The organism is Rhodothermaceae bacterium (genome assembly GCA_009838195.1).
GTDB lineage: Bacteria > Bacteroidota > Rhodothermia > Rhodothermales > Bin80 > Bin80.
This window is the reverse complement of sequence record VXSC01000047.1, coordinates 100,509-121,080: the sequence shown is the minus strand read 5'-3', so window position 1 is coordinate 121,080 and position 20,572 is coordinate 100,509. Positions and strand designations below refer to the sequence as shown.

The following is a 20,572-nucleotide window of genomic DNA, read 5'->3' as shown; positions in this document are numbered from 1 at the left end:
ATGAGCTATTCGAACCCGAAGACCGATATGGATCAGACAGGTATTGCAATTGTCGGTATGGCATGCCGCTTTCCCGAGGCACCGAATATCCCAGCATTCTGGGATCTATTGGTATCCGGCAAGAATGCCGTCAAAGAGGTATCGCCCGGCTCGGGTGTCCGGCGAGTTGATGAGCTGTTTTCTCAGGTTCAGAATCCCGGAGATGCTTGTCGATTTTGGGCTTATGTGGATGAGATTGATCAGTTTGATCCAACTTTCTTCCGCATTTCACCGGTAGAGGCCGAGTGGTTGGATCCCCAACATCGTATGATACTGGAAACCAGCTGGCATGCACTGGAGGATGCCGGAATTGACCCACTTTCTCTGGATAAGAGCCTCACGGGAGTCTACACGGGAATCAGCAATGACGAATACAGGATGCTCGTGGTGGGCTCTCAAAAACCGTCTGGAGCAGCCGCTTGCCTCTATTCTCTGAGCGGTACCAATCTGAACGGCACCAGTGGTCGCGTCTCATTTTTCCTGGGCCTTAGAGGCCCTTCCAAGGCGGTGGATGCTGCGTGTGCATCATCTTTAGTCGCCGTGCATGATGCAGTATCGGACTTGCAGTATGGTTATGCCGATCTGGCCATTGTCGGAGGGGTCCAGGCAATTCTGAATGGACAAATCTTTGCGCTTCGCTCCGATGCAATGATGCTTTCTCCGGACGGAAAATGCAAGACGTTTGATGCGTCTGCAAATGGATATGTGCGAGGAGAGGGGTGTGGTGTAGTAATTCTTAAGCGGTTGAGTGATGCCAAAAGAGACGGAGATCGCATCTGGGCTGTCATTCGCGGTTCGGCCGTGAACCACGGTGGAACCGGTGTCGGTCTGACGGTCCCGCACACGCCCGCTCTGGAAAGTGTAATGGAAACGGCATTGGTTCGAGGTGGGCTTCATCCCTCGGCGGTAGGGTATATAGAAGCACACGGTACAGGAACGGCGGTGGGCGATCCCGTTGAACTCGATGCCGTGACAGCTGTCTACGGCGAGGGACGTCCTTCGGAACATCCGCTGCTTATTGGCTCCGTTAAGACGAACATGGGGCATCTCGAGTCGGCCGCTGGAATTGCCGGATTGATCAAGGCAGCTCTGGTGTTGCGCCATGGCACAATCCCGAAGCACCTGCATTTTGAAAACCCAAATCCCAGCCTTGACTGGGAGCGGCATTCCCTGCAGGTGACATCCTCCATGATGGAGTTCCCGTCCATTGATAGTCAGCTGCGCTGTGTAGGTGTGAACTGTTTTGGGATCTCTGGGACGAACGCTCATGTCGTCGTCGAAGAACACCGCGCCGAAGATCAAAATAAGATGGCGGGGCCGCCGACAAGCGTGAGTGTCACTCTGCCGGATCCACTGCAGCATTTGAGTGTGCCAGAGCAGGTACAGTGCTCCCGTACGGTGCGCATGCTCCCATTGTCCGCCAAATCGGAACCCGCATTAAGGGATCTGGCGACACGATATCTTCGCTGGATTGACGAATATGCCGCAGAGATGGATGATGGATCGCTCGCGGACATGGCATGGACCGCCAGCATTGGACGAACCCACTTTGACTGGCGAGAAGTCGTTCTCTTTCAGAATCTGGATATGCTAAGGGAGAAGCTTAGTGAACTGTCAAAAAGAGATCCAATCGAAAAACCTACCGCTGCCACGCGGATAGCGTTTGTTTACACCGGACAGGGAAGTCAATGGACAGGTATGGGGCAGTCCCTGTATGAATGCGAGCCGGTGGCGAAAGCTGTATTGGATCGGTGTGAGCAGGTTTTCCAAAAAATCCGGGGAGTATCTCTACTGGATGTGATGTTCGGCCGTGTTGAAGGCGACATGAGTGACACCGCGTGGGAGCAACCTGCGCTCTATGCGCTGGAGTGTTCACTGACAGCACTCTGGGCTAGCTTGGGAATCACACCCCATATTGTGATCGGTCACAGTGTTGGAGAGATTGCTGCCGCACAGGCAGCAGGAGTGTTCAGTCTGGAAGATGGAATGCGATTCGCCATTGCCCGCGGCGATATACTCTCCGCTACTGCACCGGGGGCCATGGTGGCGATCTTTGCTCCGACTCCCCAAATCGAGTCCGCGATTCAAAGTGTAAATGAAACTTCTGAAGGTCCTGGACTGTGCATCTCGGGGGATAATGGTACGCACCGAGTAGTGAGCGGGACCGCTGAAGATGTAGATCAGATCTCAGAATATTTTACATCGGAAGGAATCCGGGCCGTGCGACTGAATACGAGTAAAGCCTTTCACAGTGCTCTAGTCGAGCCGGCTCTGGATGCCCTAGAGGAGTCGCTAAAGGAAATTGACATCCATCCACCCACTCTGGCCCTGGTGAGCAACCTGACCGGCCGGCCCGTGGAAGCAGACAAAAAATTGGATGGTAGTTATTGGAGACAACATGCCCGCCATGCCGTGAACTTCGCCGAAGGAATCAAAGCGGTAGCGGAGCATGATGTGGACACCATTATAGAGATTGGTCCGCGGCCGGTATTAACAAATATGTGTCAGGCTGCTTGGCCGGCATCGGTCGCAGCACCGAAAGCCGTCCCCAGCCTGCATCTAGATGACAGTCCTGGATGGGGTATCATGCAAACCGTGGCAGAGGTATATCGCATGGGGCTCCCCGTTGACTTCCCGGGTCTCTTTACCGCGGAAGCACGCCATCGCATACCACTGCCGAACTATCCGTTCCAGAAGAACCGATACTGGATCGAAACTGCCAAACATCACCGTGCTGCTGCCGGCCATGCTCTACTGGGGGTTCGGCATGAATCTGTTCGCGGTGAAATTACATTCGAAACCGAGCTGTTCGCGTCGGATCCAGATTGGATGAGTGATCACCGAGTATTCGGTCGGGTCATTGCCCCCGGTGCTCTCTATGGAGCCATGGCAATTGTGGCATCCCAAATAGAGTATGGAACTGCGGTGATAGAAAGAGTGCAATTTCATAGTCCACTCGTTTTTTCTGCGAGCGAGTCTGATGATGAGAAGGGGAGGAAAGTGCACATCATAATTGATCCTCCCGAATCCCTGGATTCACGTCAGATTCAAATATTCAGCAAGGGGGAAAATGAAGAGGAATGGACGCTGCATGTACAAGGTCATATTCCACTGAGGGCGGCGGGTCGCACCCTCGAATCGTTTGCGAGAATTGACCCAGAACATATCAGGGCAGATATGTCACCGATTGATGTGGCATCCTACTATCAAGCCAGGGCACGAACGAAAATTGATCTGGGACCGTCTTTCCGTACGCTTCGGCGACTCTGGGCCCGCACTGGTGAGGCGCTGGGAGAAATCTCGCTTACTCTCCCCCAAGACCCAAATGAAATTCACCCACTGTTGTTGGATGGGTGTTTTCAGGTGGTGGCGGCTGCCCGCAATCCCGCAGAAGAGGGTGAAATCACTTATCTCCCCTTTGGATGGGAACGGTTGTCTCTGGCCGGACCGATTCCGGAGCAGATCCTCTGCCATGTACAGGTCAGTGGCGGATCATTGGAAACGGAGGGATCCCCCGAAGTCATCAGCAGCACAATACGAATCTACGATATGGATGGTGTTCCACTCGGGGAATTGAGTGGATACATGGTCAAGCGTGCAACGCAGGCAGCCATGCTCGCCGCCATAGAAGGCATTGACGAATTGCTTTACGAGGTCGTCTGGCGCTCTAAACCGCTCACACCGCGAGTACTCCCTGCTGATTTTCTGCCTTCCCCTGGTGAGGTAGCCAGTCAATCGGGACTACTCTCAACATATTTGGCAGAGGAAGGGGTGGAACCTAAAGAGCGGACTACTCTGCTCAGGGACTTGGAGCACTCCTCACGCTTGAGAGCTCTTTTGACAATGGATGCTCTCGGGTGGGAACGTGAGAAGGGAGATACGATCGTAGCCGAAGATCTGCAGCAACAATTAGGGGTGATCGAGGAGCACACACGCCTCTTTCGCCGGATACTGGAAATGCTGGCTAAGTCCGGAATTCTCCAGGAAAAGGACGGTCGCTTTGTCGTCAAGATCGCATCGGGAGATCCTCTACCGGATGCAATGTCGAAAGATATAGATGCCTTTCTCACAGAAATGGCCAGGAAATATCCCCATGGAGTCACCGAGATTGGACTTTTTTCCAGGTGCAGCGGTGCTCTGGTGGATGTCCTTCACGGCAAGGCCGATCCACTTACGCTTTTGTTTAGCAGTGGAGATCCTACTCCTGGAGATCTGTATCTCAAGGCGCCCGTAGCGCGTGCGGCAAACCGAATACTGAAGGAGACTATTCAGACCCTCATAGCGGAGCTTCCTCCTGATAGGCATCTTCGGATTATTGAGGTGGGAGCGGGTACGGGATCCGCCACTGCGGCTATACTCCCGGAACTCCCGGAAGGACGATTTGACTATATGTACACGGATATCTCGGCAGGCTTCTTTGCGGAAGCAAAGGCGAGATTCGAAAGTGCAGAGGCGGCCATGACCTATCGTGCGCTGGATATTGAAAAAGATCCGATAGATCAGGGATTTGATCCACACGGATATGATCTGTTGATTGCTTCCAATGTACTGCATGCCACACGGTATCTGCAGGAAACTCTGGCACATTGTCTGCAACTTCTCGCACCGTCAGGGCAACTGGTCGCACTGGAAAATATGAGCGGTTTCGGTTGGATGGACCTGACATTTGGGCAGTTGGATGGGTGGTGGAGGTTTGCCGACGACTATCGTCCTCACCACGCTCTGGCAAGCCCAGCAGTATGGCGGCGTGCACTGGCGGACACTGGATATGGTGAAGTTGAGATTCTGGGTCTTGATGAATCCGATCAGACGGCTATACCGGACAAGGGAGTTATCGTAGTCCAGGGTCCCGCGGAAGTGGCAGAACCTCCCGGTTTCTGGATGCTAGCGGCCGATGACGGTGGAGTGGCCGAGTCATTGGCGACAGAATTAGCCAACCACCAGCAGACAGTGATATTGGCCCATTCGGAACAGGCGGATGCCGATTCTGGAGATAGCAAAGAGGGGATCATTTCGAGGACGGTGGACATGGATCTGCGGGAGTCGTGGTGCTCATTACTGGAGAATATTCCCAAGGATGTCCCGCTTTGTGGCGTGGTTCATCTACTCGCACTTGATGGCCATGGCGCAGATGCCACGACAAGTGAAATGGCAGAAGATGTACAGCGGGTGACGGCAAGCGCACTGGCACTGACGCAGGCGGTACTCGATTCAAATCTGCCAGTAAAAAACGGTATCTGGTTTATCACCCAGGGAGTACAAGTGCTGGAAAGAGAACGTACTGCGCAGTTGGCCGGTGCACCACTGTGGGGCTTCGGGAAAGCCGTATCCCGGGAAGTGACACATATGCAGCCCCGAATGATTGATCTGGATTCTGGGGAGAGCGTACCTGTCTCAGAATTGGCTCAGGAATTGCTATCTCCTGATATCGAAAATCATATCGCGTATCGTTGGGGATCCCGCCAAGCAGCGCGTCTCGTAAGAGCGAGTGCGGAAACACGACGGCTTCACCTGCCTGAGGATTCGGCGTGGGGACTTGTCCCCAACCCAAGTGGTATCCTAGACAGCCCGTCAATCAAGACGCTGTCATCTGAACCTTTGGAGCCCAAAGAAATCCGAGTGGCGGTGCAAGCATCCGGGCTGAATTTCTGGGATGTATTTCGGTCTCTCGGGTTTATAGAAGAGGGTGATCTTGGTCGGGAGATGGTAGGTATCGTTACAGATATAGGGTCGGAGGTGTCTACCCTTGCAGTGGGGGACCGCGTAGTGGGGCTCGGTTTTGGCGCATTCGCGTCAGAGATGATCACTCGGGAGGAATTGGCAGCACCGGCACCACCGGGATTTTCTTCGGCGGAATTAGCTACTCTACCCAGTGCGTTCGTATCTGCCGCATTATCGTATGAGTTTTCCGGCCTGGAGCCGGAAGATCGTGTGCTGATTCACGCCGGTGCCGGTGGAGTGGGGCTAGCTGCCATTCAGATGGCGCAGGCGGCTGGTGCGGAAGTATTTGCAACGGCAAGCCCTCCAAAGCAGGACTATCTCCGATCATTGGGGGTGAAGCATGTATTCAACAGTCGCGAAACCGATTTTGGGGAGCAAATCCTGGAAGCCACTAGTGGTGCTGGAATACATATAGTGCTCAACAGTCTTACCAGTGAGGGCTTCATTGATGCGAGTCTATCCTGCCTCGCGGAAGGTGGGCGATTCGTGGAACTGGCTCGGCGGGACATCCTCAGCAAAGAGGAAATGGCACAGCTGCGTCCGGATGTGGCGTATGAAATCCTGGAATTAGACGTACTGAAGAAAACGGATCCGGCGTGGGTAGGCAGGGTCCTGCGAGATATATTGAAACGACTCCCTTCGGGAGAACTTCGACCGATAACTCACTCCAGGTGGCCGCTGGCCGAAGCAGGATCTGCGTTGCGGTTCATGCAGTTGGCGCGCCACGTAGGCAAAATTGTAGTGTCCAGTGCTCCTCTTGCCCGCGGGCCACTACGGTCAGATGGCACTTACTTGGTGACCGGGGGGCTTGGAGGTATCGGGTGTGCTGTTGCTAACTGGCTGGCAGAGCACGGAGCTGGTACGATTGCACTGAATGGACGGCGTCCACCGGACGAGGATGCACAGGAAGTGATTGACCGGCTTCGCAGCCGCGGTGTAACCGTACGAGTGGAAATAGCCGATGTGACTGACACGGAGGCAATTGACAATATGATGCTGACGCTGGAGAAGGAAGCTCCGCCGATTGCCGGTGTCATTCATAGTGTAGGGGTACTCTCGGATGGTGCACTCGGTAACCAGAACTGGGATAGATTTGAACGTGTATTGTGGCCCAAGATCTTGGGAGCATGGCATTTGCACCGTGCGACCATGGAACAGGACCTGGATTTCTTTATGCTCTTTTCAAGTCGCGTGGGTGTTCTTGGTAATCCGGGGCAGTCAAATCACGCCTCCGCTAATGCGTTCTTGGATCAGTTAGCGGCGCACCGTCAGTCAATTGGACTGCCGGGGCAGTCAATTGCCTGGGGGGCATGGTCGGAGATTGGCGAAGCTGCAGAGCAGAAGGAGCGAATTGAAGAACGACGTTCGGCCCTTGGAGGGCGCTGGTTTACTCCGCAGCAGGGGATTCGAGCACTTGACAAAGCAGTTCGTCAGGATGTCATGCATTCGGTGGTCATGGCGATGGACTGGGCAATCTTTAAAGATGCAATTGAGGACCGTCCAGCATTCTTGGAAGATCTGTTGAAGGTTACGCCGGAAAAAGAAGACAAAGCACCTGCGCAGGCGGATAATCTGATTGCCTTACTTCAGCGGACATCGGCCGCAGATCGGGAAAGAGAACTCATTTCATTCTTACAGGGAGAATTGCAAGCCGTCCTGCACCTGTCCGATACGCCTTCGCCTACGATAGGGTTTTTTGATTTGGGAATGGACTCGCTCATGGTCGTAGAGTTGCAGAATCGACTGAATCGTGCGTTGGAAGGTGAATGTATGGTTTCAAATACGGCCGTGTTTGACTATCCGAATATTACTCTCCTTGCTCAGCATTTAGTGGAGGAGTTGGGAGATATAAGCACCGTCCCCGATGTGAAAGAGTCAGCAGAGGTAAGCACTGTCCCCGATGTGAAGATCGTACCGGAGAAGGAGCTTACGGTGGAAGAATTGGAATATCAGGAAGATCATGTTGCCGTTGTGGGTATGGCATGTCGGTTACCCGGCGCCTCCGACCTTGCAGCATTTTGGCATTTGCTCGAAGGAGGCGTTGACGCCGTGACCGATGGAAGGCGTGATGGGGGGCATTGGGCTGGTGCCGTCGGAGATCCCGCTGCAGAGAGCATATTTTTTAAGCGGGGGGGATTTATCGATGAATTGGATCGGTTTGACGCTGAATTTTTTGGAATCACCCCAATTGATGCACATAAGATGGATCCGCGTCACAGAATACTGTTGGAGACTAGTTGGCAGGCATTGGAGAACGCAGGGATCGATCCAGAGACTCTCAAGAGTAGCCTGACGGGTGTATATGTCGGGATTGGCAGCAGCGAGTATCGTGATTTGATGACAGTTTACGATCAGCAGAGCAATCATTTTTTCGGCACTTCCGGGAGTATCGCATTGGGACGGGTTGCTTTCGTGTTGGGACTGATGGGGCCTGCCATTCCGGTGGATATGACATGTGCATCGTCGCTCGTAGCGGTCCATCAGGCAGTTACGGCACTGCGGCGGGGAGAAGTGGATCTGGCACTTGTCGGAGGCGTGCACGCCCTTCTCTCTACTTCTACGGCAGAATTCATGGCAGAATATGGCATGCTGTCAAAAATTGGCAAATGCCAGACGTTTGATGCCGAAGCGGATGGCTTCGTCAGGGGAGAGGGATGCGGGATGGTCGTCCTGAAGCGACAAAGCGATGCGGAGTCAGAGGGGGATTCCATTTGGGGCTTGATACGAGGATCTGCTGTAAATCAGAATGGAGTCAGTGCAGGACTAACCGTACCGAATGGTCAGGCACAGGTGCGGGTGCTTAAGGATGCACTTGCCCGGGCTGGTGTGGCACCTGCCGAGGTGGATTATCTTGAAGTACACGGCACGGGGTCCCCGCTGGGTGATCCGATTGAAGTGCATGCTGCAGCAGAGGTATACGGGGAAGGGCGTGAGGCAACTCGTCCCCTAATCATGGGTACGGCAAAGACAAATATTGGCCATCTCGAGGCGGCCGCAGGCGTAGTCGGCCTGATAAAGGTGATGCTCTCAATGAAATGGCGAAGCATTCCCCGTCATTTACATTTCAAGACTCCGAACCCGCATGTAAATTGGGGTCAGTTGCCGGTGCAAGTGGCGTCTGAGGCCGTTTCGTGGCCGGATACTCCTGATCGGCCACCACGGGCTGGAGTCAGTGCATTCGCGGTCTCAGGGACAAATTCGCATGTTGTGGTTGAAGGATTTCCCGTGACTGACAGGAATTCCGCGCAGCAGATGACCGCGGGCTCCGAAATATTTGTTTCTGTACCCCTGCCAGGTCGAAATGGGGAATCTGTTGATATGGATATGCTGGGGCCTCGCAACGCAAGATTGCTGCCACTTTCTGGAAAATCGGATGCGGCACTTCGTGAATTGGCGAAGCGGTATTTGGCGTGGCTTGACGAATATGAAGAGCAGCAGGAAGATGACTCTGCTTCCGCATCTCTGCTGGCCGATATGGCGTGGACGGCAGGAACGGGGCGCCATCATTTCTCTCATCGCGCCGGCCTCGTATTCCGCGATGCAGTTAGTTTGCGTGATCAACTCAGTACATTGGCTGAATCTACAAACTCCCACGCAGGCAAGCAGGCTCCCGATCTGTTGGCATTTACATTTGCAGAATACAGTGAGTACCCGGTGGGAATGGGAGAGGAACTCTATCGGAGTGAGCCCATCGTGCGTGTAGTATTGGATCGATGTGATAATGCCTGGCAGGCGGAGCATGGCAATTCACTGTTGAATTTGATGTTTGGGACTTCGGAAGATGTCCAGGATCCGTCCTGGATGTTTTCGGCCATGTTTGCCCTTCAATGTGCTTTATCGGATCTCTGGTGCAGCGCGGGAATTCGTCCGGCCACGGTACTTGCTACAGGCACAGGCGAAATTGCAGCTGCGTATGCGGCGGGCTCTTTGGAATTGGAAGACGGGGTGCATCTAGCGGAATTATTCGGTCAATACAGGGGATCACATTCTCAGAATGGAGAGGCTACAGGTGAAAAATTGGAAGCAGCAGTTGCCAATCTGTCACTTGCTCCTTTGCAAGTATCTATGTTGAGTGGCCGTTCAGATCGATTAGTTAGTGTTGGTGAACTACCGGAGATAGCCGTCGGGTATCTTGATGAGGTAGAGGTATTGAAAACTTCTGCGCCGATTCTGGCGAATTATGGAGTGACTCTCTTGATTGAGATGGGACCGGGTACGGGATCTATTTCAGAGGTTGTATCGGCATGGCCGAAGTCCGCCAAGAATAACGCTATCTCTTCAACGCCTACCCTAGTAGCCGGTATACAGCAATCTTCGCGGCAGGTAAGTGGTGAGATTCTTGAGTCGATTGCCCTTGTGTATGATAGTGGATGGGATCTTGATTTCGGAGGGCTGTTTGCTGGAGAGCATCGACGCCGAGTTCCCTTACCCAGCTATCCGTTCCAGCGTGACCGCTACTGGTTTGACAATCTGTAATACGCCAAGGATCTCTGGGGCGGACGAGGATGAGAGGAGTGATTGATGATAATCGTCGTTTCTGCAGACGGAGGCCTTTTTAACCAGTGATGCCATCCATTCCGGTACGATTCTATTATCTCGTACACAATATCAGAAGCTCCATGCTAAATTGGTGCGTAAACATGTCCAGCGACAAAACATTTGATCCCTGCAACTGTAGGAAATTTTGTCGCTGGACACGAAGAAATAGAGAGCGCGACAAATTTTCTCGGCCGACTCTGAATAGGCGGTTTGGGGAGGGCCAACCGCTCTTAAATCTGTATTTGTACCCATGACATCGATCCGGTTTCTACCCTTCCTGCTTGCTGGAGTGCTCGTTGTCAGCAACGGCTGCACGCCGTCCGAAAGCACACAACATTCCTTGGACACAGCGGCGGGCGCTTCGATTTCGTTTCAGGACGTTGCCTCGCCTGCCGGTCCTGGAAGTAGTACGCCCACGTTGCATACCACCAATGAAGGGGTAGTACTGCTGAGTTGGGTGGAACCTCACGCGGAAGGAGGGCATGTCCTGCGTTTCTCACAACTGGAACACGACGGATGGTCAGAGCCGAAAACCATTGTTCAAGGAGAGGACTGGTTCGTTAACTGGGCCGACTTTCCTTCGCTGATTTCGCTAGATGGCGGTACACTGGCAGCGCACTATTTGGTTAAGAGCGCGAAGGCGACTTATGCCTATGATGTTCACGTGACCCAATCCCTCGACGGTGGCCAAACGTGGAGCCCGCCTGTGATTCCTCATACGGATGGCACACAGACCGAACACGGCTTTGTGTCGATGCTCCCCTCGAGCGATGGTCGACTCTTTGCTGCTTGGCTCGACGGACGTAATATGGGGGGAGGTCATGATGGTCACGGATCGCGGGGAGCGATGACACTGCGCGCTGCTATACTCGATCATGCCGGTACGCTCTATGGCGAAACCTTACTTGATGAACGCATTTGTGAGTGTTGCCAGACCTCGGCAGCCCGTACGTCCAACGGAATTGTTGTGGCCTACAGAGATCGATCACACGAAGAGATACGTGACATTTCGGTTGTCAGGTGGCAGAACGGTGCTTGGTCGGCACCACAAACGGTGCACGAGGATGGGTGGCAAATCAGGGGATGCCCGGTTAACGGCCCGGCCATAGCAGCGGCCGGTGAACAGGTCGCCATTGCCTGGTTTACAGCCGCTCAGGATACACTTCGAATCAAGCTCAGCTTTTCCACCGACGAAGGGCGGTCGTTCAGTGCTCCCGTTCAGATCGACGACGGCTTACCCCTCGGACGGCTCGACACGATTTTATTGCAGGACGGTTCAGCGGTAGTCAGTTGGATCGAGAAAACCGACGGCGGAGCCGAGATCCGTGTCCGTCGTGTATCCCCCGATGGCAGGCCCGATGCCTCTTCGGTGGTAGCTACTACCTCGGTGGCACGGGCCAGCGGTTTTCCTCGGATGGCCCGAAACGGCAACGCCGTTTACATCGCTTGGACCGAAGCCGGAACACCTTCGTCTATCCGCACGGCCGTTGTGATGCTTTCCGGGGGTATGTAGCTATGAAACTGCACCTGCGCTGGGGAGCGTCTTGTACATAACACCCGCCAGAACGAGGCCTGAGAAAACGGTTAATGCCCCGGTAGTTCCTATCGCCCACTGAGTGTCGAGCAAACCGGTGGGCGCTCCCGCTGCGAGAACGCCCACCACACAGCCACCGTCGTGCCACAGCCGGTAGACACCCATCGAAGAGATCTTTCAAGACAGATGCGCCGCGTCGCCGATGGCGGTCTGCAGCGTCAGGTAACCCGGCGCCGTTCGCAGCCAGAGTCGAGGCCAGAGTCGCAGCCAGAGTCGCAGCCAGAATCACGGCAAGAGTCGAGGCAAGAGTCACGGCAAGAGCCGATCGTGTTGAGAGTCCTTAATCTCCTAATGGGTGGTCTACTGTCAAGTAAAGAATTGTTGAAAATCTTGGGACACAAGAGAATATCTGATCGATTCAAATAGGTAATTTCTTTGCTCTTGGAAGAAGGCAAAGTTGCTCACTTGGTCCCCGACAAATCTCGAAGTCGATTGCCAAAATATTGATTGACAGCCACAGGCAAAGCTTCAACTTGAGGCTTTAACACTAAAGGATTAGTAGAATAGGTATGCTCTTACAAGAAGACTTTGAAAAATCCCTTACCACAATGTCAGAATTACCCTGACTCATGTTCAATCAGTTGATACGGCGAATGAGATTAGAACCGAGATTTTTCATCGGGATTCTGTTTGTGCTCGTTGGTTGTCAGGGGGAGCAAGAGAGTCTTGTAGCAACTGCGGAAAACCTGAATGTTTCCGCCAGTGAGTTTATTGAAAGCTATCGCGCATGGTTGCTATCCACTGGTGTTCAGGATACCCCGCGGCGGCGGAGTGCATTTGTCAAAGATATGGCTGCTACCCGCTTGGCAGTGTTTGAGGCTCGTCAGGACGGAATTGAAGAGGAAGTGCACTACCAGACATACCTGGAGAGAGTAGAAAGGCGGGTCCTACTCGACCTCTTCATTGAAAAGGGAGTCCTGGACTCTGTTACAGTAGATGAGGATCAGATCAGGGAACTCTATGCACGTGCACAGTCTACCATCGTTGCCCGACAACTGTATGGGAGAACATACGCAGAGGCAGACTCCCTGCGTCAGCTGCTCCTGAACGGGTGGTCCTTTGAAGAACTAGCTCAGGAAGTATTTGATGATCCAGAGCTGCAGAAATCAGGTGGGTTATTGCCACCATTCACGTTTGATGAGATGGATCTAGCTTTTGAAGATGCAGCATTTACGCTACCGATCGGGGAAATTTCTGTACCGGTTCGGACCCCTCAGGGCTACTTCATTATCAAGGTAGAAGAACGGTTCACACGACCGATCATCACCGAGACCGAGTTTCAGGAAAAACGCCATCTATTTGAAGCATATGCATTGGGGCAAGCTCGTTCAAGTGCACGACGCAACTATGTTTTGCAATTGGTCGAAGATGCCCAGATCAGATTTGTAGATCCCACGGTTGCGCAGTTGCTTGAGCGGATTACTCCTGGCAATCCCGTTCGGGAAGATGGTCTGGACTCGCGCATACTCGTGTATTTTGGTGCACTACCAGAGCAATGGACGGTCGAAGAATTTCGGGATTATGCCCGCTTTACGACGGATCGGCAGCGCGCCCAAGTACGCAGCGAAGCGGATCTACGCGAGTTTACGCAGGGCTTGATCGCTAGTGAACTCATGCTCCGTGAGGCAGCGCCTCTGCGCTTAACCCTGGCCTATCGGGAGCGGCAGAGAGACGTAATGGATCGCTACATTGTCCAACATCTGCATCAACTGGATTATCATGAAATATCCGAAGACGAAGCTCGCGCCTACTATGAGTCAGCATCTCCTCAGGAGTTTCGGCAGCCTGCCCAGATAGAACTCACGTGGCAGGTCTTTGACTCTCAGGAGGCTGCCCAGGCGGTCGGTGAGTTGAGCTCGCCTTCTGGCCCGGCACTCTTTGAGGCAGGGATGCTTGGGGAGATTTCTGAAGATCTTTTTAGTGCAGAGGAGGGGTCTTTGGTGGGTCCCTATCCAATCTCTACCGGCTGGATTCGATTCCGTGTAGGCCCCCAATTCCTACCCAGAAAGAAAACGTTTATCGAAGCACGTGATATTGTAGACTCAATATTGCGCGAAGAGAAGTTGCGGGAAAACCGTTTGGCTCGTTATGCGGAGCTGGTTTCAAGGTATTCGCTGATCATCCATGAGGATGTCTTACAAGCGTTGGTTCTCAGCACTGGCTAAGGCTCCAACAAAAACAGGGAAAAATCAAGTGATGGGGGAGCGCGGAGTTCGGGCTTGTGCCAACATCGACATCTCCAAAGGCGAAGGCCATAACAGTCAGGCCCGTAGAGAATCATTAGCTTCTTGGACGGCCATTTGGCGTGGATGTGGAACAGGTCATGGGGGAGCGTACGGTTGGCCAAATGGAATTCCAGGCACTTCACGGAGATAAGAGTGTGTGTCTTGACGAGTAACTTGTTCCACCGAGTGGCAAAGATGGGTTTGGCTACATTTCAGAGAAGTTTCTTAATGCTACAAAAAAATCAGTGAGGGGCAGAATCAAGAACGTTGGATGATGGCTACTTCGGGATTCATAGAAATCAACTTCATCCTTCACGTCTTACTAGATTGAGCAATTACAGAGCATATTAATCCTCTTCTGCATACCGGCCGCTTAGACTTACATCAATCACGACGACATGGATTTTTTTCCTGAGAGCCGGATCAAGCTTCTTTTCAAGTAGGCTCTTCAATTCTTGCGGGTTATTCGGGATACTTCCTTTAATATATTTGGTGCCAAACCAGAACACTAGATAAATCCCGTAACCATCGGCTTGTGGGTCCCGCGTGTATTTCGGTACGAGTTGCTCAGAAATCCCACGCCAGATGTCAGGGTGTTGGCTTCTTTTGATTTCAATTGGAATGGCAATATCAGATTCATACGATATGCGAATATCTGCCCTTTTGTCCTCTGCGTATTGTCCTTCTGATTCTCCCTTGATTTGGTAATCTCGGAGAATATGTCTCAGATGTGACAAAAGCACATCGCGGCAATCGTTTTCGGGTTTTGGTTTCGAGGGACAACGAGGATTCTGGTCCCAATCCCAGTACTGACGCCATTTATTGCTCGAACCATTGCGAATATCCTTCGCCTCGTTTTCAAGAACAACAGTTGTTAGAGCAGCAAGGTCTGCGGCACTTGCAGGGGGGCCACCTTGGAGGGCTTTCTGGACTTGTTCCAAGCTGAGATCTGGTCGCGTGGCTGCGCGGCGATTTTGGTTCCGTTCCTCCTGAGCCCGCACAATTTCTCGCTTCCACGCAGCTAGGTTAGGATCGGTGGCCAGCGAGGCAAGCGCTTTCCCTGCATTGTCGTCGCTGCGTCTGATAAGTTCCTGAAGCCATGGAGTAAGGAGTGATTCGAATTTGTTTCTACTGATTTCCTCCTTACTGAGAAAGTGTGCACCATCTGGGGAATCGGGGCGCCCCACCCGTTTTCCAAGTGCTCGGATGAGCCGTGACATATCTTCGGAACTCCAATCTTCAACATTTTGCAGAATAAGTTTTCCCCCATCCGGTACAAGGAAACTGAGTACTCGGTGTATACGAGATTCCTGGCCAGCTGAAAGAAACTCTTCCAGAAGCGCAAGGCAGTGATCCCCGGCAGCATATACTCCTGCACAAAGCCACTGGGCTCGTTGGGCTATGTCCATATTTTTACGATGCAGTCGTTTTAGGGCAATCTTGCGTAATTCTTCAGTGGACATACTGTGATCCTGAATCGCACTCCAGAGAACGACACGTAGTGATTCCAGTTGTCGCTCATTGCATCTGGTTGGAAAAACCGAGAACATTCTCTTCACGGCAAGTTGTGCGATCCGGAAATATGCCGGGTCGTCAACCATCTCATACAAATACCTACTCGGCAGTAATTTGGCACGAACACAAGCGTTATGAATAGCAACGAGTGAATCAGCTAAAGCCTCTGGATAGTGTTCAAGAGCCTTTTCGTACCATGGCGGGTGGTATCTCTCATTATAAGTGAAGAGGTTTACAAGATTTTCTCCACGGGATGTAGCCGGAACGATAGGCCTATCCGTAACAAGGTAAAACCCCAGCGCCCTCCTTCTTGCTCTTTCCGATAGGCTGTCAAGTATACTGTCATTTTCCTCCTCCTCCATCCCGGCGAGAAATGGCAGCGTAAATAATGACATTTTATTGTTTTCGTGGAGGTGTGCAATTTGGTCAAGATCAGGTAATTCGTCCCGATCCAAAATGCTACGAAATCCTGCCAACGTTGCCCGTACGAGACTCATATCACCTTCTAAATGGGACTCCAAATGACTCTTAGGATCTTTACCTTTTGTGGCAAGGCCATCGAAGTAGATCGAGGCAAGATGGTGGAGCAATTGAGGTAAGCAATTTCCCGCAGCTAATTCAGATTTTTGTTGTCGTATAGCCTCAAGTTCATTTTGCCTCCTTTCCCGGTCGGCGTCTCGTATATTTGCGAGCTTGTCGCTCCATTCGGTGTTATCCTGTTCGGGTCGGTCTTTGTTACTGAGCCGCTTGCGGTTCCATTCACGTAAGCCTGGTATATTTGACACGATCTGCTCCACTTTGTGGTCAGGCAACGGATCTTCCCATCCTCCCTTTACCGAGATGGACCACCATGCGAGTCTCTTCGCTGCTATTTGATGTGGGTTCCAGAGCTCTGCCGCGCGGGTAAGACACCACAAACGAAATCCAGCAGGTACATTTGGTCCTACGAACTTTAGTCCGATCATCCCGCTGCCGGCGATCTTGGATTCCTGCGTGAGCAAGTCGTGCTCAATGAGCGCACGCCGGATTGTCTCGCGTTCACTCAGCCAATTGCGGATCGCTGTATTTGCCTCATCATTCCGATTGTATGATCGGTCCGAACTGTCTATCGAAACCAGTTGAGATGTTTGAATGTCGTATTTGACCAACTTGAACCAGCGATATAAGTCTGAAATATCTAGTTCATCTCCGAATAGTTCCAACCCTCGTGCAAGGAGCCCAGGCACAACACTCGACAGTCTGTGATTCGCCAATTTCGGGATTACCACGGAAGAATGATCACAAAGAGAGTCAAGCAGTTCCCTGATTTGGTTTTCTTGTGACCGATCGATGAGGCGATGCCAAAACTCCAAATAGATGTTGTGTCGGTATGCAACAGTTCTGTCTATTAGGTAATTCCATACTTCCGGGGGCGGCAGTTCTTTCGGATACAAGAGGTCCAATATCGTGCCCCTCAGATCATTCTTCTCATCTGGCAAGAGATCTAGCTGTAGGTCGGAAAGAAGCTTGCCCATGGTCATCTCCCGATTGGATTTTTCAACGAGTATCAAGTTCAAGGCACGAAGTGCCTCGCAGCGAATATATTCCCGCCAACTGGGATCGTAGACGATATTCAACAGGTTTTTGCGACTAACCTCCAGCTGCGCTTCCGGGCCCAGCCTCGTGACTACACCCACTCCAGAGTATCTCTGCGAAATGCCGCGAAGAAGTTGATAAACAAGCACTTGTCTGCTCTCTGAGCGTACGGGCAGTCCAGTCAATTCCCAGACGAGAGATGCGCCCTGATTACCAACCAAGGCTCCGAGGGCGGCCGCGTTGGGCCAAGTGGATGTGAGATCAACGCTGTGCTCAAGATTTTTGAGTAGTTCTCGCCGTTCCCCAAGGCTGAAGCTACTCGCGTCGCCGTTGAAGGCTATGGCAACGGGATCCGTGTGAATCAGAGTCTCTCTTGCACGGGGGTTGAGGGATGCGAGCCAAGCAGTAAGTCCACGGAGGTCAGGAAATGGAACTCCGTCATCTCCCATAATAAGAGCAAAGACACGCCGAACACTCAGGCCACTCTGGATTTTCTGATGCAGATATCGTGCGCCCAAAAACTCGGTCAGGAGTCGATGGATTGGAGTTCGGTATGTCAGGCCACCCTCAAAGAGTCCTGAGCCAAAAGCTACGCGTAGTGTTACATCGTCTTGAGTCTCCACATCTCGCAAAGAGAGAATCTCGGAATCGTCAGTATAATCGTATGACCAGCCAGCCTTGTTTGCAATCAACATGAGTGCTGAAAGCTGACCACCTGCGCCTAAAACTGCCTCGTGGGATGGCTGCTGACTAGATGAGCGAGCGTCGCGGTACTCTATGTTCTGTTCTTGTAGAAGTGTCCTACAGGCATTCTTAAATGTCTTGCTTGGGCTGTTGGACCATCCATCAGCTTCCACGGAAGTCAGTAGCAGATCAAGTAACTGAGGATTGAAAAGAAAGGCCTGCATGCTATGATCATGAGCCTGCTGGATAAATGAATTCGCTTTCGGCTCAGAAACGATCTTCCGAATGTCCTCGTATGTCAGCGGATTTAGTAGCAGTACCGGTATTTCTTTGGAATCTGAGATTGTGGCAAGCCTTTTCCGATCTCCAGGTTCCAGCCAACTGATGGAGCGGCATGATAAACGAAATTGGGGCTTCCCCAGAGATTCAAGGTGTTCGATGATTTTGTTCAGCGCATCCCTTGGATCCCCGCTCCCGACACGTACTTCATCAAGCCCATCAATAAAAAGGGGCCCCTTTCGCCATTTTGGATGATTTTCCGGTTTACGGCTGATAAATTGATGTGCAGGGATTGAGGTACCGGCATGAACTCGGCGAGCTTCCTCATCAAACTCCGTACTTTTTCCCATCCCTGGTTCACCCAAAAGAACATAACCGTGGGCAGCCTCAAAATCACGTAATCTCAGGGCTTCTTTCCCAAAGTGACTGTTGTCTATTGGTTCGGTTAAGCTGACGGTTCGCTTTACAATTATACTCATAGTGCCTCAATCCATTCGTCGGTGGTACGAGAGAAAAAAATATCAAGTGGAATGCCGCTTGGACCCACAATCATGGTTTTGGCTTTGGGAAAGCGATCTTTGAATGCTTCTAGACCACGGCGTGACCGTACATTCCCACTCTTTACCTCAACACCCACGAGGTGAGGGCCACGCGAGATGACGAAATCAACCTCATGCTTACCACTCTTATCACGCCAGAAGTGGATTCGGGTTACCGTACCTCGAGTATTGTATAAATGTGCACCCACGGCGCTCTCTACAACACGACCCCAAAAGGACCGGTCGACCTGGGCACCCTGGAGTGAATAACCAGATGGAACTGTCATGAGTGCCGTATTTAGTACATTAAGCTTGGGAGACGAGGCTCTGCCGAGGTGTGGGGCTGACGTATATCTGAAGAGAGTAATGATTAAACCTGCGTCGGAAAGTAGATTTAGATAATTTGCTATCGTTGTTGTGTTGCCCGCATCATGGAGTTGGCCGAGCAGCTTGCTGTAGGAAATGACCTGCCCGGAATAGTTTGGTACCAGATCAATCAATTGGCGCATCAGGGCAGGCTTTCTGATACGCGAAAGGCCCATGATGTCCCGATCAATGATTGGAGCCATAATTGAATCGACAACGTGATCTCGCCAGTCTGCGAGTCTTGTACTCCCCGATCTGTCGGAGAGGGAACCGGGGTAACCACCCAAGAACATAAATTCATCAACCGCCAACCCGAATACCCGTGTCATTTCCTGGAATGTCCAATGAGTCACCCGTATGGAGTCAAAACGACCAACAAGGCTCTCATTGCGCCCAATGAGCATCCGCCATGCGGCCGACCCTAAGATCACCACACGTAGAGGATATTCCCTCCTGCGGTCTGCATCCCAGAGGCCCTTCATGATGTTTGACCAGCGCGGAACGACTTGTATTTCGTCCAGAAATAACACTAAGCCTTGCTCTGAGTCCAGAGAAGCCTGGCGGGCTCGCTTCCATATTTCAACGAGGACCTGTCCATCGGCGGGGGACCCAGTTCGTATGTTACTACTGGTCTCCTGTATTCCAGACCAGTCAGACTCACCGGAATCTATGCCGTCCATAGGTATGTACCAGCATGGGATTTTTGATTCAAGCAATCTCTGACGTACTTGAAGGGCAATCGTTGTTTTACCAACCTGTCGAGGACCAGTGATGGCGACGATGCGCGTGTGTGAAACTCGTGATACCCGTTCGACGATACGATGAACGTGTGGGCGTTCAAATTCTGCAATCTTCATGAAAGTACTATCGTGAGTAAAACTTTCAATATAGTACTTTTTTCAATTTGTATGGTTCCCTTACCTGCCAGAGAACCGCGTTACTACAACTCAATTATGTCTAGAGGCTGGCTTCATCGGTGAGGCAAGGAGATTATGACTGACTCCTTTCCGCTCGTTCATATCCGCACTATATCCCATGAGTATCTGACGTATCGAATCGCTCAAAATCCAATGGTTTCACTCGTTTGAAGATTCAAGCTGTTTCGACAGTGTGGTGCGGCGCGGCTGTAATTGGATGCTGGAAATGAACTCTACAGGTGAGCTTCTAACCTAGTACTCAATGTGTGAGTAGCAGTGATATTGAACGTTAGAAAGAAGTCCATTAGAATGAAATGGAAAAGTTACGGTGGGGGAAAGTGGTTCAGTTGGTAGAAAAGGGTAAATGAACAAGACTACGATAAATGGCCGAGGGATTCGTATATCAGTGGTTTGATCGCAGATTCCGGAAGGTTTTGTGGTCGATTGTTTCTCTATAGCTCCGAAATGCCCAGCATCCCTTTTCTGGTCAATCTGTACGTATGAAATCCACAAACCATCCGGTATGAATACATCCGTTGAGTAGGGCTGTTTTCAATGTGAACCCAATTTCCACTCTGA

General features: G+C 51.9%; 5 protein-coding genes. 3 read left to right on the top strand and 2 right to left on the bottom strand.

Annotated elements, in window-relative coordinates:
* The 3 genes from F4Y64_10905 (at position 1) to F4Y64_10895 (ending at position 14,058) form a co-directional block, all read left to right on the top strand.
* Positions 1–10,236: an SDR family NAD(P)-dependent oxidoreductase gene (locus tag F4Y64_10905; protein MXX98108.1), complete on the top strand. Its 10,236-nt coding sequence runs from the start codon at positions 1–3 to the stop codon at positions 10,234–10,236.
* 313 nt (positions 10,237–10,549) lie between these two features.
* Positions 10,550–11,812, top strand: a complete 1,263-nt coding sequence (locus F4Y64_10900) for an exo-alpha-sialidase (protein ID MXX98107.1) — start codon at positions 10,550–10,552, stop codon at positions 11,810–11,812.
* Positions 11,813–12,462: 650 nt separating this feature from the next.
* Positions 12,463–14,058: a hypothetical protein gene (locus F4Y64_10895; protein MXX98106.1), complete on the top strand. Its 1,596-nt coding sequence runs from the start codon at positions 12,463–12,465 to the stop codon at positions 14,056–14,058.
* A 407-nt stretch (positions 14,059–14,465) separates the two neighbouring features.
* On the opposite strand, the gene F4Y64_10890 is transcribed toward F4Y64_10895, so the two are convergent.
* Together F4Y64_10890 and F4Y64_10885 are read right to left on the bottom strand one after the other, a co-directional pair.
* Positions 14,466–18,650: a hypothetical protein gene (locus F4Y64_10890; GenBank protein ID MXX98105.1), complete on the bottom strand. Its 4,185-nt coding sequence runs from the start codon at positions 18,648–18,650 to the stop codon at positions 14,466–14,468.
* Positions 18,647–19,933: an ATP-binding protein gene (locus F4Y64_10885; GenBank protein ID MXX98104.1), complete on the bottom strand. Its 1,287-nt coding sequence runs from the start codon at positions 19,931–19,933 to the stop codon at positions 18,647–18,649. Before F4Y64_10885 ends, F4Y64_10890 begins: the two co-directional genes overlap by 4 nt.
* Between the last annotated feature and the right edge of the window lie 639 nt (positions 19,934–20,572).